This window comes from Micromonospora sp. NPDC085948 (assembly GCF_040686315.1).
Taxonomy (GTDB): Bacteria; Actinomycetota; Actinomycetes; order Mycobacteriales; family Micromonosporaceae; genus Micromonospora.
On sequence record NZ_JBFBJW010000002.1, the window covers coordinates 193,031 to 213,067 of the forward strand.

The window sequence follows — 20,037 nt, forward strand, 5'->3', positions numbered from 1 at the left end:
AGAATGCGCGGATGAACGAGCTCGCGATCACCGTCATCGGTCGGGACCGGCCGGGCATCGTGGCCGACGTAGCCGAGGTGTTGGCTCGACTGGGCGCGAACCTCACCGACAGCACGATGACCCGGCTGCGGGGGCATTTCGCGATGACCCTGATCTGCACCGGGCCGGCCGCCGCCGAGGTTGAGGCCGCGCTGGCGCCGCTGGCCGCCGAGGGTCAACTACTGGCGACGGTACGCGCGGTCACCCCGGACGGTGAGGTGCCCGCGGTGGGTGAGCCGTACGTGCTGGCGGTGCACGGTTCGGATCGGATGGGCATCGTCGCGGCGATGACCCGGGTGCTTGTCGACGCGGGCGGGAATGTCACCGACCTGAGCACCCGGTTGGCGGGTGCGCTCTACGTGGTGCTGGCCGAGGTCGAGTTGCCGGCGGGCGTGGCCGACGCGCTTGTGGACCGGCTGCACCGGACGGCTGCTGACCTGGGCGTGGAGGTCACGCTCCGGCCGGCGGACCCGGATCTGTTGTGAGCGGCGCGGAGAGCGTGCCGTACGCCGGTCTGGGTGGCTGGACGCCGGAGGCGCTGGTCGCGTCGGGTGTGCTGCGGGCGGTGTTGTCCGCCCCGCATCCGGTGCTGAGTCGGGCCGCCGGAGAGGTCGATCCGACGGCGGACGAGACAGTCCAGCTCGCGGCCGACCTGGTGGCGACGATGCGGGTTTCGCCGGGTTGTGTCGGGTTGGCCGCCCCGCAGGTCGGGGTGGGTGCTCGTGTCTTCGCCGTCGACGTGACCGGGCACCCGAAGGCGGTGACGGTGCACGGGACCTTCGTGTTGTGCAACGCCCGTGTGGTGGAGGCGACCCGGTGGAAGCCGGGCCGGGAGGGTTGCATGTCGGTGCCGGATCTGACCGGTGACGTGAAGCGGGCCAGCCGGCTGGTGGTCGAGGGTGACCTGCCGGGCAGCGGGGAGCCGGTCCGGTTGGTGACCGACGGTTTCGAGGCGCGGGCGTTGCAGCACGAGATCGACCACTGCTCGGGGCTGCTTTTTCTGGATCGGGTGGCTGGTGCGCACGCCGTCTATCAGCGCAAGGTCTACCTCTGAGCGGGTGCCGGACGATCGGGGTGTCCATCCAGAGTGGAGGGTCGTGCCCGCGTCCCGACGGGGCTCCGGCGCGTCGCGCCACACTGGCGGGCGCAGCGCGGCTACGGTGGGGGGCATCATGCGTCTGACGGTCGGCCCCCTGCCACCCGCCGTGTACTGGCGGCGTCGCGTCGTCGTACTCGGAGCGGGGCTTCTCTTCCTGATTGTCCTGCTCTACTCCTGCACCGGCTCGGATCGTTCCGACCGCGACACGAAGGCTGCGGGGTCGCCGACGGCCACGCCCACCGGGGCGGCTGGTCCGGGCGCGCCGGTGCTGACGCCACAGACCGGCGCTCCGCCGCCGTCCGCCTCCGGCGATGCGGGCGCGACGACCCCGGACGCGACGACCCCGAGCCCCGCGATCACCAGCAACGACCCTCCGCCGGGCACGGTGGCCAATTCGGTGGACGACGGCACCTGCACCGATGCGGAGATCCGCGTGGTCTCGATGGCGAGTCCCACCTCGGTCCAGCGCGGGGCGGTGGCCGACCTGCAACTCAAGATCAAAAACACGTCGGACCGGACGTGCAGCCGCAACGTCGGCGCCGACCTGCAAGAGATCTTCATCAAGTCCGGTGCCGAGAAGGTCTGGTCCTCGGACACCTGCGGCAAGGTCCAGGGCTCGGACGTGCAGTCCTTCACCCCGAACTTCGAGCGCTCCTACCAGGTGGTGTGGAACGGGCGGGACACCAGCCGGTGTGACGGCAGTGGGTTGGCCGCCGGGCCGTTCCCGCCGCTCGGCACGTACGAGGTGTTCGCCCGGGTCGGCACGAAGCTCAGCGCACCGGTGAAGCTCACCGTGACCGGCTGAGCCGGATCAGACGTACCGCTCCAGGATCGACGCCTCGGCGAGCCGGGACAGCCCTTCACGGACACCGCGCGCCCGGGCGTCACCGACCCCCTCGACGGCCTGCAGGTCCTCCACGGTCGCGCCCAGCAGCCGTTGCAGGCTGCCGAAGTGCACCACCAGGCGGTCGACCACCGTCACCGGCAGCCTCGGCACCTTGGCCAGCAGTCGGAAGCCGCGCGGGCTGACCGCCGCGTCCAGCGCGTCCGACGCGGCCGGGTAGCCGATCGCCTTGGCCACCGACACCAGGTCGATCAACTCGGTGGCACCGAGCAGATCCAGCTCGACAAGTGCCTCATCGAGGGTGCGCGACTTGCGGCCGACCGGGAGGTAGTCCCGGATGACAAGCGTCCGATCGGCGTCCACGCCGGCCATCAGCTCGTCGAGCTGCAGGGCCAGCAGACGGCCGTCGGTGCCCAACTCGACCACGTAACCGGCGATCTCGTCGGCGATCCGGCGGACCATCTCCAGGCGCTGCACCACGGCCACCGCGTCCCGTACGGTGACGAGATCCTCGATCTCCAGGGCGGAGAGCGTGCCGGAGACCTCGTCCAGCCGGAGCTTGTAGCGCTCCAGGGTGGCGAGCGCCTGGTTGGCCCGGGAGAGGATCGCCGCCGAGTCGTCGAGCACGTGCCGTTGGCCGTTGACGTAGAGGCTGATGATCCGCATGGACTGGCTGACCGAAATGACCGGATAGCCGGTCTGCCGGGCCACCCGCTCGGCGGTGCGGTGCCGGGTGCCGGACTCCTCGGTCGGGATGGACGGGTCGGGCATCAGGTGCACGGCGGCCCGGACGATCCTGGTGCCGTCGCTGGAGAGCACGACGGCGCCGTCCATCTTGCACAGCTCGCGGACCCGCGTCGCGGAGAACTCCACGTCCAGCGGAAAACCACCGGTGCACAGGCCCTCGACGACCTTGTCGTAGCCGAGCACGATGAGCGCGCCCGTGCGGCCACGCAGGATGCGCTCCAAACCGTCGCGCAGGGCGGTGCCCGGGGCCATCAGGGCGAGGTTGGCGCGCAGTGGATCGCCGGCACTCCCGGTGGCTCCCGCGGTCACGCTCACGCTGATCGGGCGGGCGGGCGAGCCCACGGCGCCGGTGCGGGCCTGGGGCGGCGCGCCGGCTGGCTTGGTGGTATCGCGGTCGATCGGCACGGACACAGTCTACGGACTGCCGTGCGGTGGGTGCTGTCGTGGTTACTGTGATGTGTCACGATGCGGCCCTTCCAACCCGTTTCCCGCTTGCGGCGTGCTGTCCGGTTTTGCCGTCCCCGTCGGCACGCTGGGTCACTCGGCGGACGCGCGGGCCGCATGGTGCAGCGCCGAGCGGACGTCCGTGACCTCGGTCACCCGCATCTGCTGGGGGCCGGCGCCGGTGCTGGTCGGGCCGCAACCGGGCGGCACGAGGGCCACCTTGAACCCCAGCCGGGCCGCCTCGGCCAACCGGCGGGGCACCGCCCCGACCCGGCGCACCTCGCCGGTCAGACCCACCTCGCCGATCGCCACCAGGTGCGGTGCGATGGCCAGGTTGAGCCCGCCGGAGGCGACCGCCAACGCGACCGCGAGGTCCGCGGCCGGCTCCACCACCCGGATGCCGCCGACCGTGGCGGCGAAGACCTCCCGGTCGTGCAGGGTCAGCCGCTCGGTGCGTCGCTGAAGCACCGCGAGCACCATCGCCAGTCGCGCCGAGTCGAGGCCGGAGACGGTACGCCGGGGAGAGCCGGCCACCGTCGCGCCGATCAGCGCCTGCACCTCGGTGACCAGGGCGCGCCGCCCCTCCATGGCCACCGTGACGCAGGTGCCCGGGACCGGCTCCGCGTATCGGGTCAGGAACAGCCCGGACGGGTCCGCCAGGCTGCTGATGCCGCCCTCGTGCATCTCGAAGCAGCCGACCTCGTCAGCCGCGCCGAACCGGTTCTTCACACCGCGCACCAGGCGCAGCGAGGAGTGCTTGTCGCCCTCGAAGTGCAACACCACGTCGACCAGGTGCTCCAGCACCCGAGGCCCGGCCACCTGGCCGTCCTTGGTGACGTGCCCGACCAGCACGGTGGCGATGCCCCGCTCCTTGGCGACCGAGACCAGCGCGGCGGTGACCGCGCGTACCTGGGTGACCCCACCGGGCACCCCCTCGGTGCCGGTGGTCGAGATGGTCTGCACCGAGTCGAGCACCAGCAGGCCCGGCTTGACCGCGTCGAGGTGGCCGAGCACCGACCCCAAGTCGCTCTCCGCCGCGAGGTAGAGCTGGTCGTGCAGGGTGCCCATCCGTTCGGCACGCAAGCGCACCTGACTGACCGACTCTTCCCCGCTGACGACAAGCGAAGGGCTGCCGGCACCGGCTGCCCACTGCTGGGCCACGTCCAGCAGCAGTGTCGACTTGCCGACGCCGGGCTCGCCGGCGAGCAGCACCACGGCGCCGGGCACCAGACCGCCGCCGAGCACCCGGTCGAGCTCGCTCACCCCGGTGGGCACGGCTCGGGCCGGGGCGGCGCTGATGGTGGCGATCGGCCGGGCCGGCTCGGCCGGCATCCGGGAGCTGACCACCCGACCGGCCACGGTTGGGCCGGTCGTCGTGCTCTCGACCACCGCGCCCCACTCGCCGCACTCCGGGCAGCGCCCCACCCACTTGGGCGGCTGGTGCCCACAGGCGTCGCACTCGTACGCCGGGCGCGGCTCGCGGGCGGCGGACCGCCCACGCGCGGCACCGGCCGTGCCGCTACGCGAAGGAGTCGATCGGGAGGTGGTCACATCAGGACGCTAGCCCTCTCGTACGACGAAAACACCCCGGCGTGGTGGTCACCACGCCGGGGCGTCCGTCGATTCGGAGGTCGGGTCACTCGTGGGTCGTGCCGCCCTCGTTGCCCTCGTAGCCGCCCTCGCGCTCGATGAGCGGCGAGGGACGCGCCGCAGGGGTGAGCGGCACCGCGATCGGCGCCTGGCCGGTCACCGTGTTGCCGTTGCCGAAGTCGAAGGTCACCGAGACGTTCTGGCCGGAGCGCAGCGCCTCGGTCAGGCCGATCAGCCGGAGCTGCGAGGTGGCCTCGGAGTTGAGCTGGATGTAGCTGAGCGGAGCCAGCTCGATCCGGGCCAACTGGCCGGGGGCGGCCGGACTGGCCGAGCCCGACGCCCGCGCCGACTCCGGAGCGGACGGCGTGGCCGAGGACGAGCCGGTCTCGGACGGGGTCGCCGACGGGCTGGCCGAGCGGGACGTGGAGGTCGACGGGCTCTGTGAGCCCGACGGAGACGCGCTGCCCGACGGAGACGCGCTGCCCGACGGAGACGCGCTGCCGGACGGAGACGCGCTGGCCGAGGCGGACGCGCTGGTCGAGCCGCCGCCGATGCGCACCTCGCGGGCGCTCTCGGCGGTGACGGTGACGGTGACCGTCTGCTTCGAGTCGTTGTAGATCACGGCGCTCAGCGGAGCGTCCTGGCCGGCCCGGTAGCCCTCGGTGCCCGGGTACTCCACCAGCAGACCACGCACGGAGAAGGATCCGTTGTTGGTGGTGAGGTTGACGCCCTGGACCGACGGCTCCTTCAACGCGGTCTCGGCGATCTGACCGGTGCCGCATCCGGACGCCAGCAGGCCGGTTGCCGCAATCCCGGACAGCAACAGGGCCGCCCGCCGGGATCCCCTGATCGAGCGCGTCACGTCGGTCCTCCTCGTCACAATCCCCACCCGGGCCGCACGCCCGGGCACGGTGGCCATACCCGCGCAGACCGCGCTCCAGGGTAGTTGGGGCTGATCGAGGCCCGCACGCGGACCCGGCAATGCCACCTGGCCGGGTGGCGCTCACACCACCCGACCGCTCGCCACCAGCAGGACCACGTCGATCAGGGCCACCAGCATGACGGCGCGGAAGGCCGCCACCGGCCGCCGGCCGGCCCGGACCGCCGAGCGTCCGGCGTACCAGCTCAGTGCCGGCACCACGGCGGCCGTGCCGACCGCGGCCAGCCCGAGGGCCGACGGCGGCCCGGGTGGTCCGAGGACCAGGGTCGCGGTCGCCGCGAGGAGCAGACCGGCCGCCGCCGCCCGACTCCCGGCGGAGCCCAGCCGGTGCGGCAGACCGCGCACCCCGGTCCGGGCGTCGTCGGCCAGGTCGGGCAGCACGTTGGCGAAGTGCGCGCCGGCCCCCAGGCAGGCCGCCGCGACGAGCAGCCAGGCGGGTGGGGTCGGCTGACCGGGCAGCGCGAGCACCACGAAGGCGGGCAGCGCGCCGAAGGAGACGGCGTACGGCACCACCGAGAAGGCGGTGGCCTTCAGCGGCCAGTCGTAGAGCAGCGCCGAGACGAGGGCCACGGTCAACCAGAACGCCGCCGTCGGGTTCGTGGTCAGCGCCAGCAGCGGACAGGCCACCGCGGCCGCCGCCGCAGCCCAGGCCGTGGTGCGCCGGCCGACCGCGCCGGCGGCGACAGGTTTGTCGGTACGCCCCACCGTGGCGTCCCGCTCGGCGTCCAGCGCGTCGTTGGTCCAGCCCACGGCGAGCTGGCTGGCCAGCACGGCGAGCACCACCGAGACGATTCCGGACGGTCGATGACCCACTCCCCAGGCCAGTAGGCCGGAAACCGCGGTGACCGCTGCGGCCGGTTCCGGATGGCTCGCTCTGACCAGCCCTAACACCCTCGACGACATAAGGGAAGTCTGGTCGTTACCGAGCAGTCGTGCCACGCTCGTGCCATGCGAGACGTGGCTGCGTCCGCGGCGTCCACCGGCCCCCGGGTGCTGCCGCGAAACGACCCGCGCCAGTACGACGACCTGGCCGCCGAGTGGTGGCGGCCGGATGGCGCGTTTGCGATGCTGCACTGGCTGGCCGCGGCCCGCGCGGCGCTGGTGCCACCGGCGACCCGTCCCGACGAGCTGCTGGTGGACCTGGGTTGCGGTGCCGGTCTGCTCGCGCCGCACCTGGCCGGCAAGGGCTACCGCCACGTCGGTGTGGATCTGACCCGCTCGGCGTTGCTCCAGGCAGCCGAGCACGGGGTGCGCGTTGTGCAGGGTGATGCGACAGCGGTCCCGCTTCCGGACGGATGCGCCGACGTGGTCTCCGCGGGCGAGTTGCTGGAGCATGTGCCGAACTGGCCGCGGGTGGTTGCCGAGGCGTGCCGCCTGCTGCGTCCGGGTGGCCTGCTGGTCCTGGACACCCTGAACGACACGGCCCTGGCCCGGCTCGTCGCGGTACGGATCGCCGAGCGGTTGCCGACGGTGCCGCGCGGAATCCACGATCCACGGTTGTTCGTGGACGCGCGGGCCCTGGTGGCCGAGTGCGCTCGGCACGGCGTGGACCTGCGAGTGCGCGGCATCCGTCCGCAGCTCGGGGGCATGCTTGCCTGGTTGCTGCGCCGGGCCCGCGCGACCGGTGCGACGTCCACCGTCCGCGCGCCGCGCATCGTGCCGACCCGGTCCACCGCCGTGCTCTACCAGGGCCGGGGGGTCCGCAAAGGATAGTCCGGCCGTGGCGGGGTATGGGACGCCGAGGAGGAGACGATATGACGGTGCAGGCGTTTGAGGCGGCCCGCCGGTTGGCGCCGCGGTTCGCCGCGCGCGCGGCGGAGCACGACCGGGACGGTTCCTTCCCCATCGAGGACTTCCGTGACCTGCGGGAGGCTGGCCTTTTCGGGTTGATGGTGCCCCGGGCGCTGGGAGGCATGGGGGCCAGCTTCGCCGAGTACGCCGCGGTGGCCACCGAGCTTGCCCGAGGCAACGGCGCGACGGCCCTGGTGTTCAACATGCACGCCTCGGTGACCGGTGCCCTGGGCGCGGTCACCGAGGAGCTGGCCGAGGCGTTGGGCGTGCCGGACGAGGCGTTGGCAGCTCGGGACCGCCTGCTCACCGCCGCCGCCCAGGGCTCCTGGTACGCGGTCGCGATGAGCGAGCGCGGCGCCGGTGCCCGGCTGTCCCAGCTCACCACGGCGTACGAGGAGACCGACGAGGGTTGGCATCTCAAGGGCAGCAAGACGTTCTGTTCCGGCGCCGGTCACGCCGACGGCTACCTGGTGGCGGCACGCAGCGCGGCCGACCAGTCGGTGGTCTCGCAGTTCCTGGTGCCGGCCGGTGACGGGTTGACCGTGGAGCCGACCTGGGATTCGCTCGGCATGCGCGCCACCTCCTCGCACGACCTGCACCTGGATGTGACGGTGCCCACGGACCGACTGCTCGGCGGCGTGGAGGGGTTGGCGCTCGTGGTCGCCCAGTTGATGCCGCACTGGCTGGTGGCCAGTTACGCGGCCGTCTACGTGGGGGTGGCCCGGGCGGCGATCGACGCGGCGGCCGAGCACCTGAACGCCCGCAACCTGGCCGGCCTGCCGGCGGTGCGGGCCCGGCTGGGGCGGGCGGACGCCACGACCGCCGCCGCGCAGCTGGTGGTCGCCGAGGCGGCCCGTCGGGTGGACGACGCGCCGGGCGACGAGGAGACCAACCGCTGGGTGTGGCGGGCGAAGCTGCTCGCCGGCACCACGGCCGCGGAGGTGGCGGCGTCGGTGTTGGAGGCCGCGGGCACCTCGGCGACCCGACGTGGTCATCCGTTGGAGCGGCTCTACCGCGACGCCCGCTGCGGCTCGCTGCACCCGGCCACGTCGGACGTCTGCGCCGACTGGCTGGGCATCGCCGCTCTGGGCGGCGACCCGGACCGCGACGGATCGGCACCGCGTTGGTGAGGCGGCTCCGCGGGTTCGGCACGGAAGATGGGCCAGCCGAGGCGGCTGGTGGGACGGCCAGGGGGAGGACAGCATCCGACGAGAGGTGGGGATCGTGTCCGTACCAGTGATCGCGGGGCTCGGGACTGCGCAGCCGCCGTCCGCTTCGCAGGACGAGTTGTGGGAGGGCTTCTTCTCCCGGCACTTCACCGGCACCACCCGGTCGTTGGCCCAGCGGATCTTCGCGAACTCCGGGGTGACCCGGCGTCAGGCCGCGGTCAACCCGCTGTTGGAGGACGTGTCGGACTGGCCGACCGAGCGCCGGATGCGCCGCTACCAGGTGGAGGCGCTGCCGCTGGGCAAGGAGGCGGTGGGTCGCGCGTTGACCGCCGCCGGGTTGGACGCCGGCGACATCGGCATGTTCATCGTCTGCTCCTGCACGGGCTACGCCACCCCCGGGCTGGACATCCTGCTCGCCCGGGACCTCGGTATGGCGGCGGACACCCAGCGGATGTTCATCGGCCACATGGGCTGTTACGCGGCGCTGCCGGGGCTCGGCGCGGCGAGTGACTTCGTCACCGCGCGGGGGCGGCCGGCGTTGCTGCTCTGCGCGGAGCTGACCAGCCTGCACATCCAGCCGTCCAGTGCCAGGGTGGACACCCAGCAGATCGTCTCGCACGCGCTCTTCTCGGACGCCGCGGTCGCCGCCGTGGTCGTGCCGGGTGGTCCGGGGTACGCGTTACGCGAGGTCACCTCGGTCACCGACACCTCGACCGCCGATCACATGACCTGGGACGTCACCGATGCCGGCTTCCGGATGGGGTTGTCGCCGAAGGTGCCGCAGGTGCTGTCGAGGCACGTACGCGGGTTGGTCGACGACCTGTTGGCCCGGCACGGCGTCACCAGTTCCGACGTGGACGGTTGGGCCGTGCACCCGGGTGGGCCGCGGATCCTCAACGTGGTGGAACGGGAGCTGGCCCTCCCTCCGGAGGGGTTGGCGGCGTCCTGGGCGACGCTCGACGAGCACGGCAACTGCTCGTCGCCGACCGTGTTGCTGATCCTGGACCGGTTGGGCCGTTCCACGCCGGCGGCTCGACGCATCGTCATGCTCGCGTTCGGCCCCGGCCTCACCCTGTACGCCGCCCTGCTCGATCGACAGGAGTAAAAATCCGCCCCTGGCGGCGTTACGCTCGATGGATGGATGCGACGGCGGAGGGGCGGCTGCGCTCGGCGGTGCTGTTCGGCGCGACGGCGGCCCTCCTGGTCGCCGGTGGCTGGTGGTGGCGCTCCGCCGCGCCCGCTCCGGTGGCTCGGCCGCCCGGGACGGCGGCGACGCCTGTCGCGGGGCCCAGCGTCAGCACGCCGTTGGAGCGCGCCCTGGTCCGGGGTATTGGGGCGACCGCGCGGGTTGATGGAGAGACGGGGGCGGTCGTCCGGGCGGTGGATGCCCCGCGGGCGGTACTCGACCCGGCCAGCGGTGAGATCATCGACATCGAGGGTGATCCGAGCTGGCTCTTCTTCCAGGGCGAGCTGCCCGCGTTCCGCGAGACGATCTGGCAGGAGCGGACGGTGCTCGTGCCGAGGCAGCGCATCGTCCGGCAGGCGGGCGGCGGCGACTCCCGCTACCTGCTGCAGTACCGGTGCACCAGGCCGGGCACCCTGTCGGTGACGGTCTTCGAGGCCGAGTCGGCCGGGCCGTCCGAGATCGACTGCGATGGCGTGATCACCAGCGCCGAGGTGCTCTCGGACGGCAGGCCGTTCCGGGTGTCGCTGTCGACCGGCGGGGTGCGCGAGATCGATATCGAGGCGCAACTCGTCGGCCTGCCCCGCTAGGGCTGTTCAAAGCCCCTGGCCCGCCTCGGCTCGACCGAGGACTTTGAACAGACCCTGGGCCGGTGTCGAACCACCTGGCCCGGCGGGGTCACCGGCCCTCGTGGGGTCAGCCGGCGAGGGCGCTCAGGTCGTTGCGGTAGGAGTCGACAGTCCCCAGTTCGGGCAGCACCCGGGTCACCGTGCCGGTGCGGTCGACCAGCAGTGCGGTCAGGGTGCCGGGGTGGACCGGTTGGCCCAGGAACGACCGCAGTCCGCCAGCGGGGTCGGCGAGTGCCCGGACGCCCGTGCTCGCCGATGGCGAGGTCGCGACCCTCCGCCCTCCGGCCACGGTGATCACCGCGATCCCCGGGGGCGCCGCCGCCGCGGCCTCGTCGATCCGCTCGGGGCAGGGGCAGCCGTCCACCAGGATGATCATGGCGGGCAGCAGGCCGCGCAGCGGCACCGGCGCCTGGGCGGCGTCGACCAGGTCCAGCGCGGGCAGTGCCCGGCCGGCGACGGTCGCGGGAGGCGCGTACGGGGCCGGGGTCGGTCGGTCGGTGCCCCGGCTGGCGCGGGGCCAGGCGACGGCGAGCAGGCCGGCCATCGTGGTGAGCAGTGCGACCACCAGCACCAGCAGTGGTAGGGCCAGGCGGCCGGGGCGGTCGCCGGCGGCACGGCGCAGCTCGCGACGAAGCTGGGCGGCCTCGTCGGCGAGCGCCGAGGCGTCGTCCGGGACCACGATGCGGCCCCACTCGGGCGGTAGGCCGGGTAGGCCGTCGGCTGGCCCGTGACCCTCGGCATCCGGCTTGCCCATCGGACCTCCTGGAAGGGGCTCGAGAGCGGTGTGCGGCTCGGTCTCCAGGGTCCCGCACCAGGGGCACCTCCCGCTACACCTGGGCGCATTCCCGCCAGCCGCGATACCATGGGAGAAGCGCATAGCCCTTGATCTCGACGTTCTGTTCACTAGTGCCGGGCAGTCATCCGCACGTTACGGAGCGTGTTCGAACCATTGGTTTGACCGCCTGTCAAGCTGAAGCAAGACCTCTCACAGGGCCCCTGAGCTGCGCCAACGGTCAGGACATCGGTGAGACATCGGTGCCTGAGCGTGTTACCCTAGACACAGCGAAAGGGGTTTCGAACCTATGGTTTTCAGTGTCGGCGAGACCGTTGTCTACCCCCACCACGGGGCCGCACTCATCGAGGCAATCGAGACTCGGGTCATCAAGGGCGAGCCTAAGCAATACCTCGTCCTGAGGGTCGCGCAGGGTGACCTGACGGTCCGGGTGCCGGCCGAGAACGCCGAGATCGTGGGCGTCCGTGAGGTGGTCGGCGAAGAGGGCCTCGGTAAGGTCTTCGACGTTCTGCGGGCTCCGCACACCGAGGAGCCGACCAACTGGTCGCGGCGTTACAAGGCCAACTTGGAAAAGCTGGCCTCCGGCAATCCGCTGAAGGTCGCCGAGGTCGTGCGCGACCTGTGGCGCCGGGAGCGGGAGCGGGGCCTCTCCGCTGGCGAGAAGCGGATGCTGGCCAAGGCCCGCGACATTCTCGTTGGTGAGGTCGCGCTGGCTGAGAAGAGCACCAAGGATGAGGCGGAGACGCTGCTCGACAAGGTCCTCACCGAGGCCTAGTCCGCAGAGCATCGTCGTCCCACCAAGTAGCGAAGAAACCACCGAGGACCGCGACGTGACCGCGCAGCTCAATCCGCGCGGTGACGTCGCGGTCCTCGTGCCTGCGGCGGGTGCCGGCGTACGGCTCGGCCCCGGCCGACCCAAGGCGCTGCGCCTGCTCGCCGGCGAGCCACTGTTGGTGCATGCCGTGCGTCGACTGGCTGCCGCACCGTCGGTGCACACGATCGTGGTGGCCGCGCCGGTCGCCGACGTGCAGGCCGTCCGCGAGCTGTTGGCCCCGGTCGCACCGGTGATCGTGGTGGCCGGCGGTGCGGAACGACAGGCGTCGGTGGCCGCCGCGCTGGCCGCGGTGCCCACCGGCCCGACGATCGTGCTGGTGCACGACGCCGCCCGCGCGCTCACCCCACCCGCACTCGTCGAATCCGTCGCGGCGGCGATTCGTGACGGGCGGGACGCGGTGATCCCGGTGCTGCCGGTCGTCGACACGATCAAAGAGGTGGATGCCGACGAGGTGGTGCTCGGCACCGTCGACCGTTCCTCCCTGCGCGCGGTGCAGACCCCACAGGGTTTCCGCCGGGCCGTGCTCAGCGCCGCGCACGCCGTGGCCGGCGATCCCCTCACCGACGACGCTGGGCTGGTCGAGAAGCAGGGTGTCGTGGTGAGCTGCGTGCCGGGCTCCGAGTACGCCCTGAAGATCACCAGGCCGTTCGACCTGGCGCTGGCCGAGCACCTGCTTGCCGCCTCCGGTTGACGCGTACTCTCGGATCATGATCGTTCCCCGGGTCGCCATCGGCACCGACGTGCACGCGTTCGAGCCCGGCCGTCCCTGCTGGGTCGCGGGCCTGCTTTGGCCCGACCAGGACGGCCTCGCCGGGCACTCGGACGCCGACGTGGTCGCGCACGCCGCCTGCAACGCGCTGCTCTCCGCCGCCGGCCTCGGTGACCTCGGCGCCGCCTTCGGGGTGGGTCAGCCGGAGTGGGCCGGCGCGTCCGGGGTGGCGCTGCTGACCGAGACGGCCCGCCGGGTACGCGCCAGCGGCCTGGAGATCGGCAATGTGTCGGTGCAGGTGGTCGGCAACCGACCCAAGATCGGCCGGCGTCGGGCAGAGGCCCAGGAGGTGCTGTCCGCTGCCGTCGGTGCCCCGGTCACCCTCTCCGCCGCGACCACCGACGGCCTTGGCTTCACCGGCCGCGAGGAAGGGCTGGCCGGTGTCGCGGTGGCCCTGGTGTACGACGCGCCGGCCGCCTAAGCTCGCCGCGATGTCCAGCGACCCAGCCCCCGACCAGTCCGCCGCCGACGGCTATCTCCAGCGGGCCCAACTTCTCGCCGAGCTCGGGCGCCACGACGAGGCGGCCGGTGAGCTGGCCTACGGGCTGGCCCTGCAACCGGATGACGTGGACGCCCTCACCACGCTGGCTCGGGTGCACCTGGCCGCCGGTCGCCCGACCGAGGCGCTCGCCGCCGCCGACACGGCCGTGGCCGCCGCACCGGAGGCCCTACCGCCGTTGGTCGCCAGGGGCATGGCGTTGGCCGACCTGGAGCGCTACGGCGAGTCGGCGGCCACCGCCGACCGGCTCCTCGCCCTCGGCCCGGCCGACGCGTACGCCCAGCGGAGCGCGGCGGCGCTCCTGGCCGACGCCCGCAACGGCCAGCCGGCGCTGAACGCGGCCTGGCGTGGTGTCGAACTGGCACCGGAGGAGCCGCAGGCGCACCTGGTGCTCAGCCTGGTCGCCGCCCGGCTGAACCTGTTCGACCTGGCCGAGCGGGCCTACCGGGAGGCGTTGCGGCTCGACCCGCGCGTCGCCGAGGCTGGGCACGACGTGGGGGTCCTGAGGTTGGAGCAGCGTCGGTGGTCGGAGGCGTTGGCGCACGTCGCCGAGACCGTCGCCATCAGCCCGAGTCGCATCGAATCGCCACGGACGCTCGCGCACGGCCTGCACCGCCTGGTGCTCTACGGCGCGGGTTGGTCGCTGGTGGCGGCGGTGCTGGTGGCCTTCGCGGCGTCGGCGAGCGACGGGTTGTCCCGCGCCCTGGCGGTGCTCGCCGCGCTCAGCGGGGGGATCGTGGTCTGGCAGCTCGCGGCCCGGTTGCCGGGGCTGACCCGGACCGTCCTGCCGGCCCTGCTGCGCTCGGACCGGGCGATCGCGCTGGCCGTCTACGCGGTGGCGGCCGCGCCGCTGCTGCTGCTGGTGTACGCCGTGGTCGGTTCCCCGTGGCCCCTGGTGCTGGCCATCGCCGTCACGGCGGTGGCCGAGTTCGCCATCTTCACCAGAACCGCGCTCCGCTAGCCGCGACGCGCCCAGGTCCAGGCGTACCCCTCGTCCTCGCAGCCGCTGGCGGCGTCGCAGAGATCGAGGGGGCGGAAGGTGTCGACCATGACGGCCAGCTCGTCGAAGTAGTCGGCGCCGATGGAACGCTCGGCGGCACCGGGCTGGGGGCCGTGGGTGAAGCCGGACGGGTGCAGGGAGATCGAGCCCTGTTCAATGCCGGAGCCGCGGCGGGCCTCGTAGTTGCCGCCGGTGTAGAAGAGCATCTCGTCGGAGTCGACGTTGTGGTGGTTGTACGGCACCGGGATCGACTGCGGGTGGTAGTCGACCTTGCGGGGCACGAACGAGCAGATGACGAAGTTGGGACCCTGGAAGGTCTGGTGCACCGGCGGGGGCTGGTGGATGCGCCCGGTGATCGGCTCGAAGTCGTGGATGGAGAACGCCCACGGGTAGAGGTGCCCGTCCCAGCCGACCACGTCGAACGGGTGGTTCGCGTAGACGTAGCGGGTCCAACCACGGCGGTGGCGGACCAGCACCTCGACCTCCTCGCCGTCGACGAGCAGCGGGGCGTCGGGGCCGCGGACGTCGCGCTCGCAGTACGGCGAGTGCTCCAGGAACTGACCGCGGACGGAGAGGTAGCGCTTGGGCGGGCCGATGTGCCCGGACGCCTCGACGGCGAGCAGCCGGACGGGCTGGTCGCCGGTGGGCACCAGCCGGTGGATGGTCGAGGTGGGAATGACGACGTAGTCGCCCGCGACCGCGTCCAGCACGCCGAACGGGGACTCGACCCGCAGGGTGCCCGACTCGACGTAGAGGCAGTGGTCGCCGGTGGCGTCGCGGAACAGCGGCGAGGGCCGGTCGGCGAGCACGTACCCGATCCGGACGTCGTCGTTGGCGAGTAGGTACTGCCGGCCGAGGATGGGGTCGGACCCGCCGGTGTCCAGCTTGTGGGTGCGCAGGTGGCGGGGCTTGAGCGGCAGGTTCGGTGCCCGGGTGAACCTGGGCGGGGTGAACTCGTCGGCGGCCAGGATCGCGGTGGGTGCGTGCCGGTGGTAGAGCAGAGACGAGTCGGAGGAGAAGCCCTCCTGGCCCATCAACTCCTCGGCGTAGAGGCTGCCGTCGGGTTGCCGGAACTGGGTGTGGCGCTTGCGCGGCACCTCGCCGACGCTGCGGTAATACGGCATGTCGCCTCCCGGGATGTCCCGTCCACCGGCCAGGTGTGTCCGATAATCGGACGTTGTTGTCCGTTCCTCGTAGCGTCCCGTACATTCTTGTTCCGTGTCAACGCAGGTGCCCGCACTCCTCCACGGCCTGGTGGACGACGCCGCCGTCTTCCCGCCGGGCAGCGCCACGCTGCACGACGCCCTGGTCGCCCACCGCCAACACCGCGCCGCCTGGTACGCCGACCTGGTCGGCCCCCTGCTGATTCCCGCCTCGACCGTCTCGGCGGGCGAGCTGAGTGGTCTGGCCGACCCGGGCGAGGGCCTGGTGCTCGGCGTGATCGGTGACACCGGGGTCGGCAATCTGCCGTTCGCGCTCTCGTTCCTCGCCCCGGACGGCGTGACCGCACGGCAGGTCGAGGTGGCGGTCGCCAAGCGGGGCGAGGACCCGCTGCCCGGCATCGTCGAGCTGCTGCGACTGGCCGACACCATGCCGGGCGTCGAGGCCGTGTACGCCGAGCTTCCGTTGACCTTCGGCCTGATGGGCGCGCTTGACGCGATCGCCGCCGCCCGCGCCGGCGGCGTGCCGATCGCCGCCAAGTTCCGCACCGGCGGACTGGCCGCCGAACTCTTCCCCACCCCGGCCGAGCTGGCCGCCGTGATCTGCGCCTGCCGGGACCGGGACCTGCCGTTCAAGCTCACCGCGGGGCTGCACCAGGCGGTCCGGCACCTCGACCCGGAGACCGGCTTCACCCACCACGGGTACGCCAACGTGCTGGCCGCGACGCTTGCCGCCGCCGACGGCGAGAGCGTGGGCCGGGTCGCCGAGCTGCTGACCGCGCTCGACCCGCGCCCCCTGTTGGAGCGCGCCACCGTACGGCTGCACGAACCCCGCCCGCTCTGGGTCGGCTTCGGTTCGTGCAGCATCCTGGAACCACTTACCGATCTGATCCGGCTGGGGCTGGTGAACGGGGGCTACGACGCATGACCTGGGTGACCGGCGTTGACGGTTCGCCGTACGGGGTGACGAACCTGCCGTACGGGGTCTTCCGGCGTGACGGGGGTCGGCCGCGGATCGGCGTACGGATCGGGTCCTGGGTGTTCGACCTGGCCGCGGCGGAGGCCGCGGAACTGGTGCTGGCCGCCGGCGCGCTGTGCCGACCCACCCTCAACGAGTTCATGGCGCTGGGCCGTCCGCAGTGGGTCGCGGTGCGGCAGCGGATCACCGAGTTGTTGACCGACCCGGCGCACCGGGCCGACGTCGAGCCGATGCTGGTGCCCCTGGACGACGTGGAGCTGTTGCTCCCGATCGAGGTCGCTGACTACGTCGATTTCTACTCCTCCGAGCACCACGCGTCGAACGTCGGGCAGATCTTCCGCCCCGGTCAGCCGCCGCTGCTGCCGAACTGGAAGCACCTGCCGATCGGCTACCACGGGCGGGCCGGCACGGTCGTCGTCTCCGGCACGTCGGTGACCCGGCCGACCGGCCAGCGGGCGTCCGCCGAAGGCCCGGTCACCGGCCCGTCGGTACGCCTGGACATCGAGGCCGAGGTCGGCTTCGTGGTGGGCGTACCCAGCCGGTTGGGCGATCGGGTGTCGGTCGACGACTTCGCCGACCACGTCTTCGGAGTGGTGCTCGTCAACGACTGGTCCGCCCGGGACATCCAGGCCTGGGAGTACCAGCCGCTCGGCCCGTTCCTCGGCAAGTCGTTCGCCACCTCGGTCTCGGCCTGGGTCACGCCGCTGGACGCGCTCGGCGATGCCTTCGTGCCCGCCCCCGACCAGGACCCGCCGGTGGTCGACTACCTGCGCGACGTGCCGCACCTGGGTCTGGACCTCCGGCTGGCGGTGGAGTGGAACGGCACGCTGGTCAGCGAGCCGCCGTTCGCCACCATGTACTGGACGCCGGCACAGCAGTTGGCCCACCTCACCGTCAACGGCGCGGCACTGCGCACCGGCGACCTGTACGCCTCCGGCACCGTCTCCGGCCCCGACCGTACGCAGGTCGGTTCGTTCCTGGAGCTGACCTGGGGTGGGGCGGAGCCGGTGACGGTGGGCGACGAGAGCCGCACCTTCCTCACCGACGGCGACACGGTGACCATCACCGCCACCGCGCCCGGCCCGGACGGCACGACCATCGCCCTGGGCGAGGTCAGCGGCACCATTCGTCCGGCCAACTGAGCGGTCGCATTACCTCCGTCTCGTGCACGGGACCGGTTATCGCACAGCCGGTGCGATAACCCGGCCGGGTTGACCCGTTGATCGTCCGGATCCCGTTGCCTCGCCGCGCGATCCGAGCCGGGTTCAACCCGGCTGCCAGCGGTGGGGCGTCCATCGCACACGGAGGTAACGACGATGCACGATCTTGCGGGCGCGGTCTGGCGTACCAGCAGCCGTTCCAACGACCAGGGGCTCTGCGTGGAAGTGGCGGACAACCTGGTCGATGTCCATGGTCTGGTTGCGGTCCGCGATTCCAAGGACCAGGCCGGCCCCACCCTCGCGGTCAGCCCGCCTGGGTGGACGGCGTTCATCGGCGCGATCCGGGCGGGTCGCTTCGAACACTGATCGGAGCATCGGCACCTGTCGACGACGTCTGGTGCCGAGCAATGGTCCAATCGGACAGCGTGGCCTCCGGGAGGTGGAAAATCCGTCCCGGGGGCCCCGGCCGGCCCCTACTCCGCGTACCGTCGGGGACACGGGAGGCGGGCATGTCGACGGTGGCGGTTACCAGGTTCATCGAGGCGCACGCTGTCGATGTCTGGGGTCTGCTGACCGACCTGCCCAGCCGTACGGCCCGGCTGACCGCCGCGGGCTCGATCGAGGTGCTCACCCCGGGTCCGTTCGGGCCGGGCACCGCCTGGCGTGAGGAGCGAGCCCAGCCCGACGGCGGCACGCTCACCGAAGAGTTCCTGGTGGTGGAGGCAGTCGCCCCACACCGGTTGGTGCTCTGTTCCTCAGGTGCTGGCGTGGACTACCGAATCACCTGGAGTCTGCGACAGGTCCGGCGTCGCCGTCGGGGTTGCACGGCGGTCACCGTCACCCACGAGGCCGTGCCGACGGCTCCGTACGGCCGGGTGATGGCGCTGCTGCTCGGCGGCCTCGCCGCGCGGGCGGTCGAGGTGGCGCTCGGCCGCGACCTCGCCGACCTGGCCGTGGCGGCCGGTGCCGGCGCCGTCGAAGCCGCCTGAGCGCCGGCCGGTCACCTCCGCATCCGCGCGTGGTCGCCCTGACCTGCGCGGGGTCCGGCAGGTTCCGCTGGGTAGGGTGCCGGGCGGAGGTGCGGCATGGGGATCCCGAGGGGCCGACGACGGCTCGCGATGGCGGTCGCGGCGCTGCTCGCGACCGTGGTCGTCGTGGTCATCGGTTACCGGGTGCTCGCGCCGGCCGAGGTGAGCACGGTGGCCCAGGCGGACTATCCGCAGGCGGCCCGACCAGCTGCCGGTGTGGTGGGTCGACTGCCGGTCGCACCGTTGATCGTGGACGGGAGGCTGCGGGTGTACGCGGCGCACCGCCAGGTGTACGCCGACCGGCCGGTCGACGGTCGGCACCGGACCACCCCGTACTGGTCGTACCGGCGCTGGCCGGCGGAGTTGACCGGGGTGGTGGCCAGCGGCCGTACGGTGGTCAGCCGCTGGTCCGACGGGCAACTGGTCGCGCTCGACGCGCCGACCGGGCGGGTGCTCTGGAAGGCTGACGGCCCGGAGCCCGCCGAGAGCGATGCGGTGGTACGCCGTACCGGTGCGGCAATCGTCTGGGATCCGCGCGGGCTGCACCTCACCGACCTCACGGACGGCCGCACGGTGGTGGTGGTCAGCGGGGACACCGAGGCGCGCGGGGTCGAGGTGAGCGGCGGCCGGCAACTCTGGCGGGTCGAGCTGCCCGGCCGGTGCCGCAGCGACGTCGGCACCACGGCCGACGGACAGCTGATCGGTCTGGACCGGTGTGCCGGACCCGCGACTGTCGAGTTTCGGGACGCGGCGACCGGTGTGGTGCGGGAACGGTGGCGACCGCCGGGTGGGTCCGACGAGTTGGTGGTGACTCCGCTCGGTTGTCGTAGCGGTCGGTCGGACTGCCCGGCCTTGCGCACCGCGGGACCGGGCGACGCGGCCGGCCGGGGCTGGCTGGTGGGCGTCGGCGAGCCGGTCGCTGCCCCCGCGCTCGATCCGGCCGGGGCAACCGTGGTGGGTGAGCAGGCCGTGGTGGTGCTCGACGGGGTGGTGGTGGGTCGGTCGGCGCGTACGGGCGCGGAGTTGTGGCGGTCCGCTGATCTGGGTACGGCACGGGTCCTGGCCGCGCAGCCTGGCCGGGTGCACCTGCTGACCGACGCCAACGAACTGGTGACGCTGGACCCGGCGACCGGTAGGCGACTGTCCCGCTTCTCGCTCAACGTCGGACGGGACGGGACGGGCTGGGTGCCCGGGGCGGTGGGGGCCGGGGGCGGCTATGTCGCGGTGGAACGACTCCGCAGGCCGGTCGACCCCGCCGGCGACGACCGGCGCTACTACCTGACGGCGGAAGCGGTGATCCTGGCCGCCACCTGATCGTGGTGTCTCCGGCACCCGCAGA

Annotated in this window: 22 protein-coding genes; 16 read left to right on the forward strand and 6 right to left on the reverse strand. The window is 72.6% G+C overall.

The features are described 5' to 3' along the window. Nucleotides 1-11: 11 nt before the first annotated feature. From AB0O48_RS06635 to AB0O48_RS06645, 3 genes are all read left to right on the forward strand, one after another. Complete coding sequence (locus AB0O48_RS06635; RefSeq protein WP_357252791.1) at nt 12-524, forward strand: ACT domain-containing protein; 513 nt, start codon at nt 12-14, stop codon at nt 522-524. Next, complete coding sequence (locus AB0O48_RS06640) at nt 521-1,093, forward strand: peptide deformylase (protein ID WP_357252788.1); 573 nt, start codon at nt 521-523, stop codon at nt 1,091-1,093. Before AB0O48_RS06635 ends, AB0O48_RS06640 begins: the two co-directional genes overlap by 4 nt. Nucleotides 1,094-1,211: 118 nt before the next feature. Next, on the forward strand, nt 1,212-1,943 hold the full coding sequence (locus AB0O48_RS06645; RefSeq protein WP_357252785.1) for a hypothetical protein: 732 nt from the start codon (nt 1,212-1,214) through the stop codon (nt 1,941-1,943). Between the two features lie 6 nt (nt 1,944-1,949). Here the strand turns inward: AB0O48_RS06645 and disA are convergent, their stop codons facing one another. The 4 genes from disA to AB0O48_RS06665 form a co-directional block, all read right to left on the reverse strand. Then, nucleotides 1,950-3,134, reverse strand: a complete 1,185-nt coding sequence (disA, locus tag AB0O48_RS06650) for a DNA integrity scanning diadenylate cyclase DisA (RefSeq protein WP_357252782.1) — start codon at nt 3,132-3,134, stop codon at nt 1,950-1,952. Nucleotides 3,135-3,266: 132 nt separating this feature from the next. Then, a complete protein-coding gene (radA, locus tag AB0O48_RS06655) occupies nt 3,267-4,724 on the reverse strand; it encodes a DNA repair protein RadA (protein WP_357252779.1) in 1,458 nt (485 codons plus the stop codon). Nucleotides 4,725-4,809: 85 nt separating this feature from the next. Beyond that, on the reverse strand, nt 4,810-5,625 hold the full coding sequence (locus tag AB0O48_RS06660) for a hypothetical protein (RefSeq protein ID WP_365063654.1): 816 nt from the start codon (nt 5,623-5,625) through the stop codon (nt 4,810-4,812). Nucleotides 5,626-5,766: 141 nt separating this feature from the next. After that, on the reverse strand, nt 5,767-6,606 hold the full coding sequence (locus AB0O48_RS06665) for a UbiA family prenyltransferase (RefSeq protein ID WP_357253051.1): 840 nt from the start codon (nt 6,604-6,606) through the stop codon (nt 5,767-5,769). Nucleotides 6,607-6,651: 45 nt separating this feature from the next. Between AB0O48_RS06665 and AB0O48_RS06670 the strand changes: the two genes are divergently transcribed. The 4 genes from AB0O48_RS06670 to AB0O48_RS06685 all read left to right on the forward strand — a co-directional run bounded on the left by AB0O48_RS06670 (nt 6,652) and on the right by AB0O48_RS06685 (nt 10,436). After that, nucleotides 6,652-7,416, forward strand: a complete 765-nt coding sequence (locus AB0O48_RS06670) for a methyltransferase domain-containing protein (protein WP_365063657.1) — start codon at nt 6,652-6,654, stop codon at nt 7,414-7,416. A gap of 41 nt (nt 7,417-7,457) precedes the next feature. Continuing rightward, nucleotides 7,458-8,624 carry an acyl-CoA dehydrogenase family protein gene (locus AB0O48_RS06675; protein ID WP_357252771.1) on the forward strand — a complete coding sequence of 389 codons (1,167 nt, stop codon included), beginning with the start codon at nt 7,458-7,460 and terminating at the stop codon, nt 8,622-8,624. A gap of 94 nt (nt 8,625-8,718) precedes the next feature. Then, on the forward strand, nt 8,719-9,768 hold the full coding sequence (locus tag AB0O48_RS06680) for a type III polyketide synthase (RefSeq protein ID WP_357252768.1): 1,050 nt from the start codon (nt 8,719-8,721) through the stop codon (nt 9,766-9,768). Nucleotides 9,769-9,800: 32 nt separating this feature from the next. Further along, entirely contained in the window at nt 9,801-10,436 is a 636-nt protein-coding gene (locus AB0O48_RS06685) for a hypothetical protein (RefSeq protein WP_357252766.1), read from the forward strand. 106 nt (nt 10,437-10,542) lie between these two features. Here AB0O48_RS06685 and AB0O48_RS06690 read toward each other — a convergent pair whose 3' ends face one another. Beyond that, the gene (locus tag AB0O48_RS06690) at nt 10,543-11,229 is read right to left on the reverse strand and encodes a hypothetical protein (RefSeq protein ID WP_357252763.1); all 687 of its coding nucleotides are present in this window, start codon (nt 11,227-11,229) and stop codon (nt 10,543-10,545) included. Between the two features lie 328 nt (nt 11,230-11,557). On the opposite strand from AB0O48_RS06690, the gene AB0O48_RS06695 reads away from it, so the two are divergent. Genes AB0O48_RS06695 through AB0O48_RS06710 form a run of 4 tightly spaced genes read left to right on the forward strand, consistent with a single transcriptional unit; the run spans nt 11,558 to nt 14,332 of the window. Continuing rightward, nucleotides 11,558-12,043 (forward strand): CarD family transcriptional regulator, encoded by a 486-nt coding sequence (locus AB0O48_RS06695; RefSeq protein WP_007073334.1) that lies wholly within the window; start codon nt 11,558-11,560, stop codon nt 12,041-12,043. Nucleotides 12,044-12,098: 55 nt separating this feature from the next. Beyond that, entirely contained in the window at nt 12,099-12,794 is a 696-nt protein-coding gene (gene ispD, locus AB0O48_RS06700; RefSeq protein ID WP_365063662.1) for a 2-C-methyl-D-erythritol 4-phosphate cytidylyltransferase, read from the forward strand. A 13-nt stretch (nt 12,795-12,807) separates the two neighbouring features. After that, entirely contained in the window at nt 12,808-13,293 is a 486-nt protein-coding gene (gene ispF, locus AB0O48_RS06705; protein ID WP_357253048.1) for a 2-C-methyl-D-erythritol 2,4-cyclodiphosphate synthase, read from the forward strand. A gap of 10 nt (nt 13,294-13,303) precedes the next feature. Further along, nucleotides 13,304-14,332, forward strand: coding sequence for a tetratricopeptide repeat protein (locus AB0O48_RS06710; protein ID WP_365063665.1), 1,029 nt, complete (start codon nt 13,304-13,306; stop codon nt 14,330-14,332). Here the strand turns inward: AB0O48_RS06710 and AB0O48_RS06715 are convergent. After that, nucleotides 14,329-15,495: a cupin domain-containing protein gene (locus AB0O48_RS06715; RefSeq protein ID WP_357252755.1), complete on the reverse strand. Its 1,167-nt coding sequence runs from the start codon at nt 15,493-15,495 to the stop codon at nt 14,329-14,331. The genes AB0O48_RS06710 and AB0O48_RS06715 overlap by 4 nt on opposite strands. 94 nt (nt 15,496-15,589) lie before the next feature. Here AB0O48_RS06715 and AB0O48_RS06720 point away from each other — a divergent pair, with 94 nt between their 5' ends. The 5 genes from AB0O48_RS06720 to AB0O48_RS06740 all read left to right on the forward strand — a co-directional run bounded on the left by AB0O48_RS06720 (nt 15,590) and on the right by AB0O48_RS06740 (nt 20,012). After that, entirely contained in the window at nt 15,590-16,459 is an 870-nt protein-coding gene (locus AB0O48_RS06720; RefSeq protein WP_357252752.1) for a hypothetical protein, read from the forward strand. Next, the gene (fahA, locus tag AB0O48_RS06725; protein ID WP_365063669.1) at nt 16,456-17,652 is read left to right on the forward strand and encodes a fumarylacetoacetase; all 1,197 of its coding nucleotides are present in this window, start codon (nt 16,456-16,458) and stop codon (nt 17,650-17,652) included. The genes AB0O48_RS06720 and fahA overlap by 4 nt, the downstream gene beginning before the upstream one ends. Before the next feature lie 174 nt (nt 17,653-17,826). After that, on the forward strand, nt 17,827-18,036 hold the full coding sequence (locus AB0O48_RS06730; RefSeq protein ID WP_357252746.1) for a DUF397 domain-containing protein: 210 nt from the start codon (nt 17,827-17,829) through the stop codon (nt 18,034-18,036). Nucleotides 18,037-18,179: 143 nt separating this feature from the next. Continuing rightward, nucleotides 18,180-18,659 (forward strand): SRPBCC family protein, encoded by a 480-nt coding sequence (locus AB0O48_RS06735; protein WP_365063673.1) that lies wholly within the window; start codon nt 18,180-18,182, stop codon nt 18,657-18,659. A gap of 96 nt (nt 18,660-18,755) precedes the next feature. After that, nucleotides 18,756-20,012, forward strand: a complete 1,257-nt coding sequence (locus tag AB0O48_RS06740) for a PQQ-binding-like beta-propeller repeat protein (RefSeq protein ID WP_365063676.1) — start codon at nt 18,756-18,758, stop codon at nt 20,010-20,012. Nucleotides 20,013-20,037 lie beyond the last annotated feature (25 nt).

What these genes read in the sequence shown, in the direction of transcription:
- AB0O48_RS06635 (WP_357252791.1), top strand. Translation starts at nt 12, where the DNA reads ATGAACGAGCTCGCGATCACCGTCATCGGTCGGGACCGGCCGGGCATC.
- AB0O48_RS06645 (WP_357252785.1), top strand. Translation starts at nt 1,212, where the DNA reads ATGCGTCTGACGGTCGGCCCCCTGCCACCCGCCGTGTACTGGCGGCGT.
- AB0O48_RS06665 (WP_357253051.1), bottom strand. Translation starts at nt 6,606, where the DNA reads ATGTCGTCGAGGGTGTTAGGGCTGGTCAGAGCGAGCCATCCGGAACCG.
- AB0O48_RS06670 (WP_365063657.1), top strand. Translation starts at nt 6,652, where the DNA reads ATGCGAGACGTGGCTGCGTCCGCGGCGTCCACCGGCCCCCGGGTGCTG.
- AB0O48_RS06675 (WP_357252771.1), top strand. Translation starts at nt 7,458, where the DNA reads ATGACGGTGCAGGCGTTTGAGGCGGCCCGCCGGTTGGCGCCGCGGTTC.
- AB0O48_RS06685 (WP_357252766.1), top strand. Translation starts at nt 9,801, where the DNA reads ATGGATGCGACGGCGGAGGGGCGGCTGCGCTCGGCGGTGCTGTTCGGC.
- AB0O48_RS06690 (WP_357252763.1), bottom strand. Translation starts at nt 11,229, where the DNA reads ATGGGCAAGCCGGATGCCGAGGGTCACGGGCCAGCCGACGGCCTACCC.
- AB0O48_RS06695 (WP_007073334.1), top strand. Translation starts at nt 11,558, where the DNA reads ATGGTTTTCAGTGTCGGCGAGACCGTTGTCTACCCCCACCACGGGGCC.
- AB0O48_RS06710 (WP_365063665.1), top strand. Translation starts at nt 13,304, where the DNA reads ATGTCCAGCGACCCAGCCCCCGACCAGTCCGCCGCCGACGGCTATCTC.
- AB0O48_RS06715 (WP_357252755.1), bottom strand. Translation starts at nt 15,495, where the DNA reads ATGCCGTATTACCGCAGCGTCGGCGAGGTGCCGCGCAAGCGCCACACC.
- fahA (WP_365063669.1), top strand. Translation starts at nt 16,456, where the DNA reads ATGACCTGGGTGACCGGCGTTGACGGTTCGCCGTACGGGGTGACGAAC.
- AB0O48_RS06730 (WP_357252746.1), top strand. Translation starts at nt 17,827, where the DNA reads ATGCACGATCTTGCGGGCGCGGTCTGGCGTACCAGCAGCCGTTCCAAC.
- AB0O48_RS06735 (WP_365063673.1), top strand. Translation starts at nt 18,180, where the DNA reads ATGTCGACGGTGGCGGTTACCAGGTTCATCGAGGCGCACGCTGTCGAT.
- AB0O48_RS06740 (WP_365063676.1), top strand. Translation starts at nt 18,756, where the DNA reads ATGGGGATCCCGAGGGGCCGACGACGGCTCGCGATGGCGGTCGCGGCG.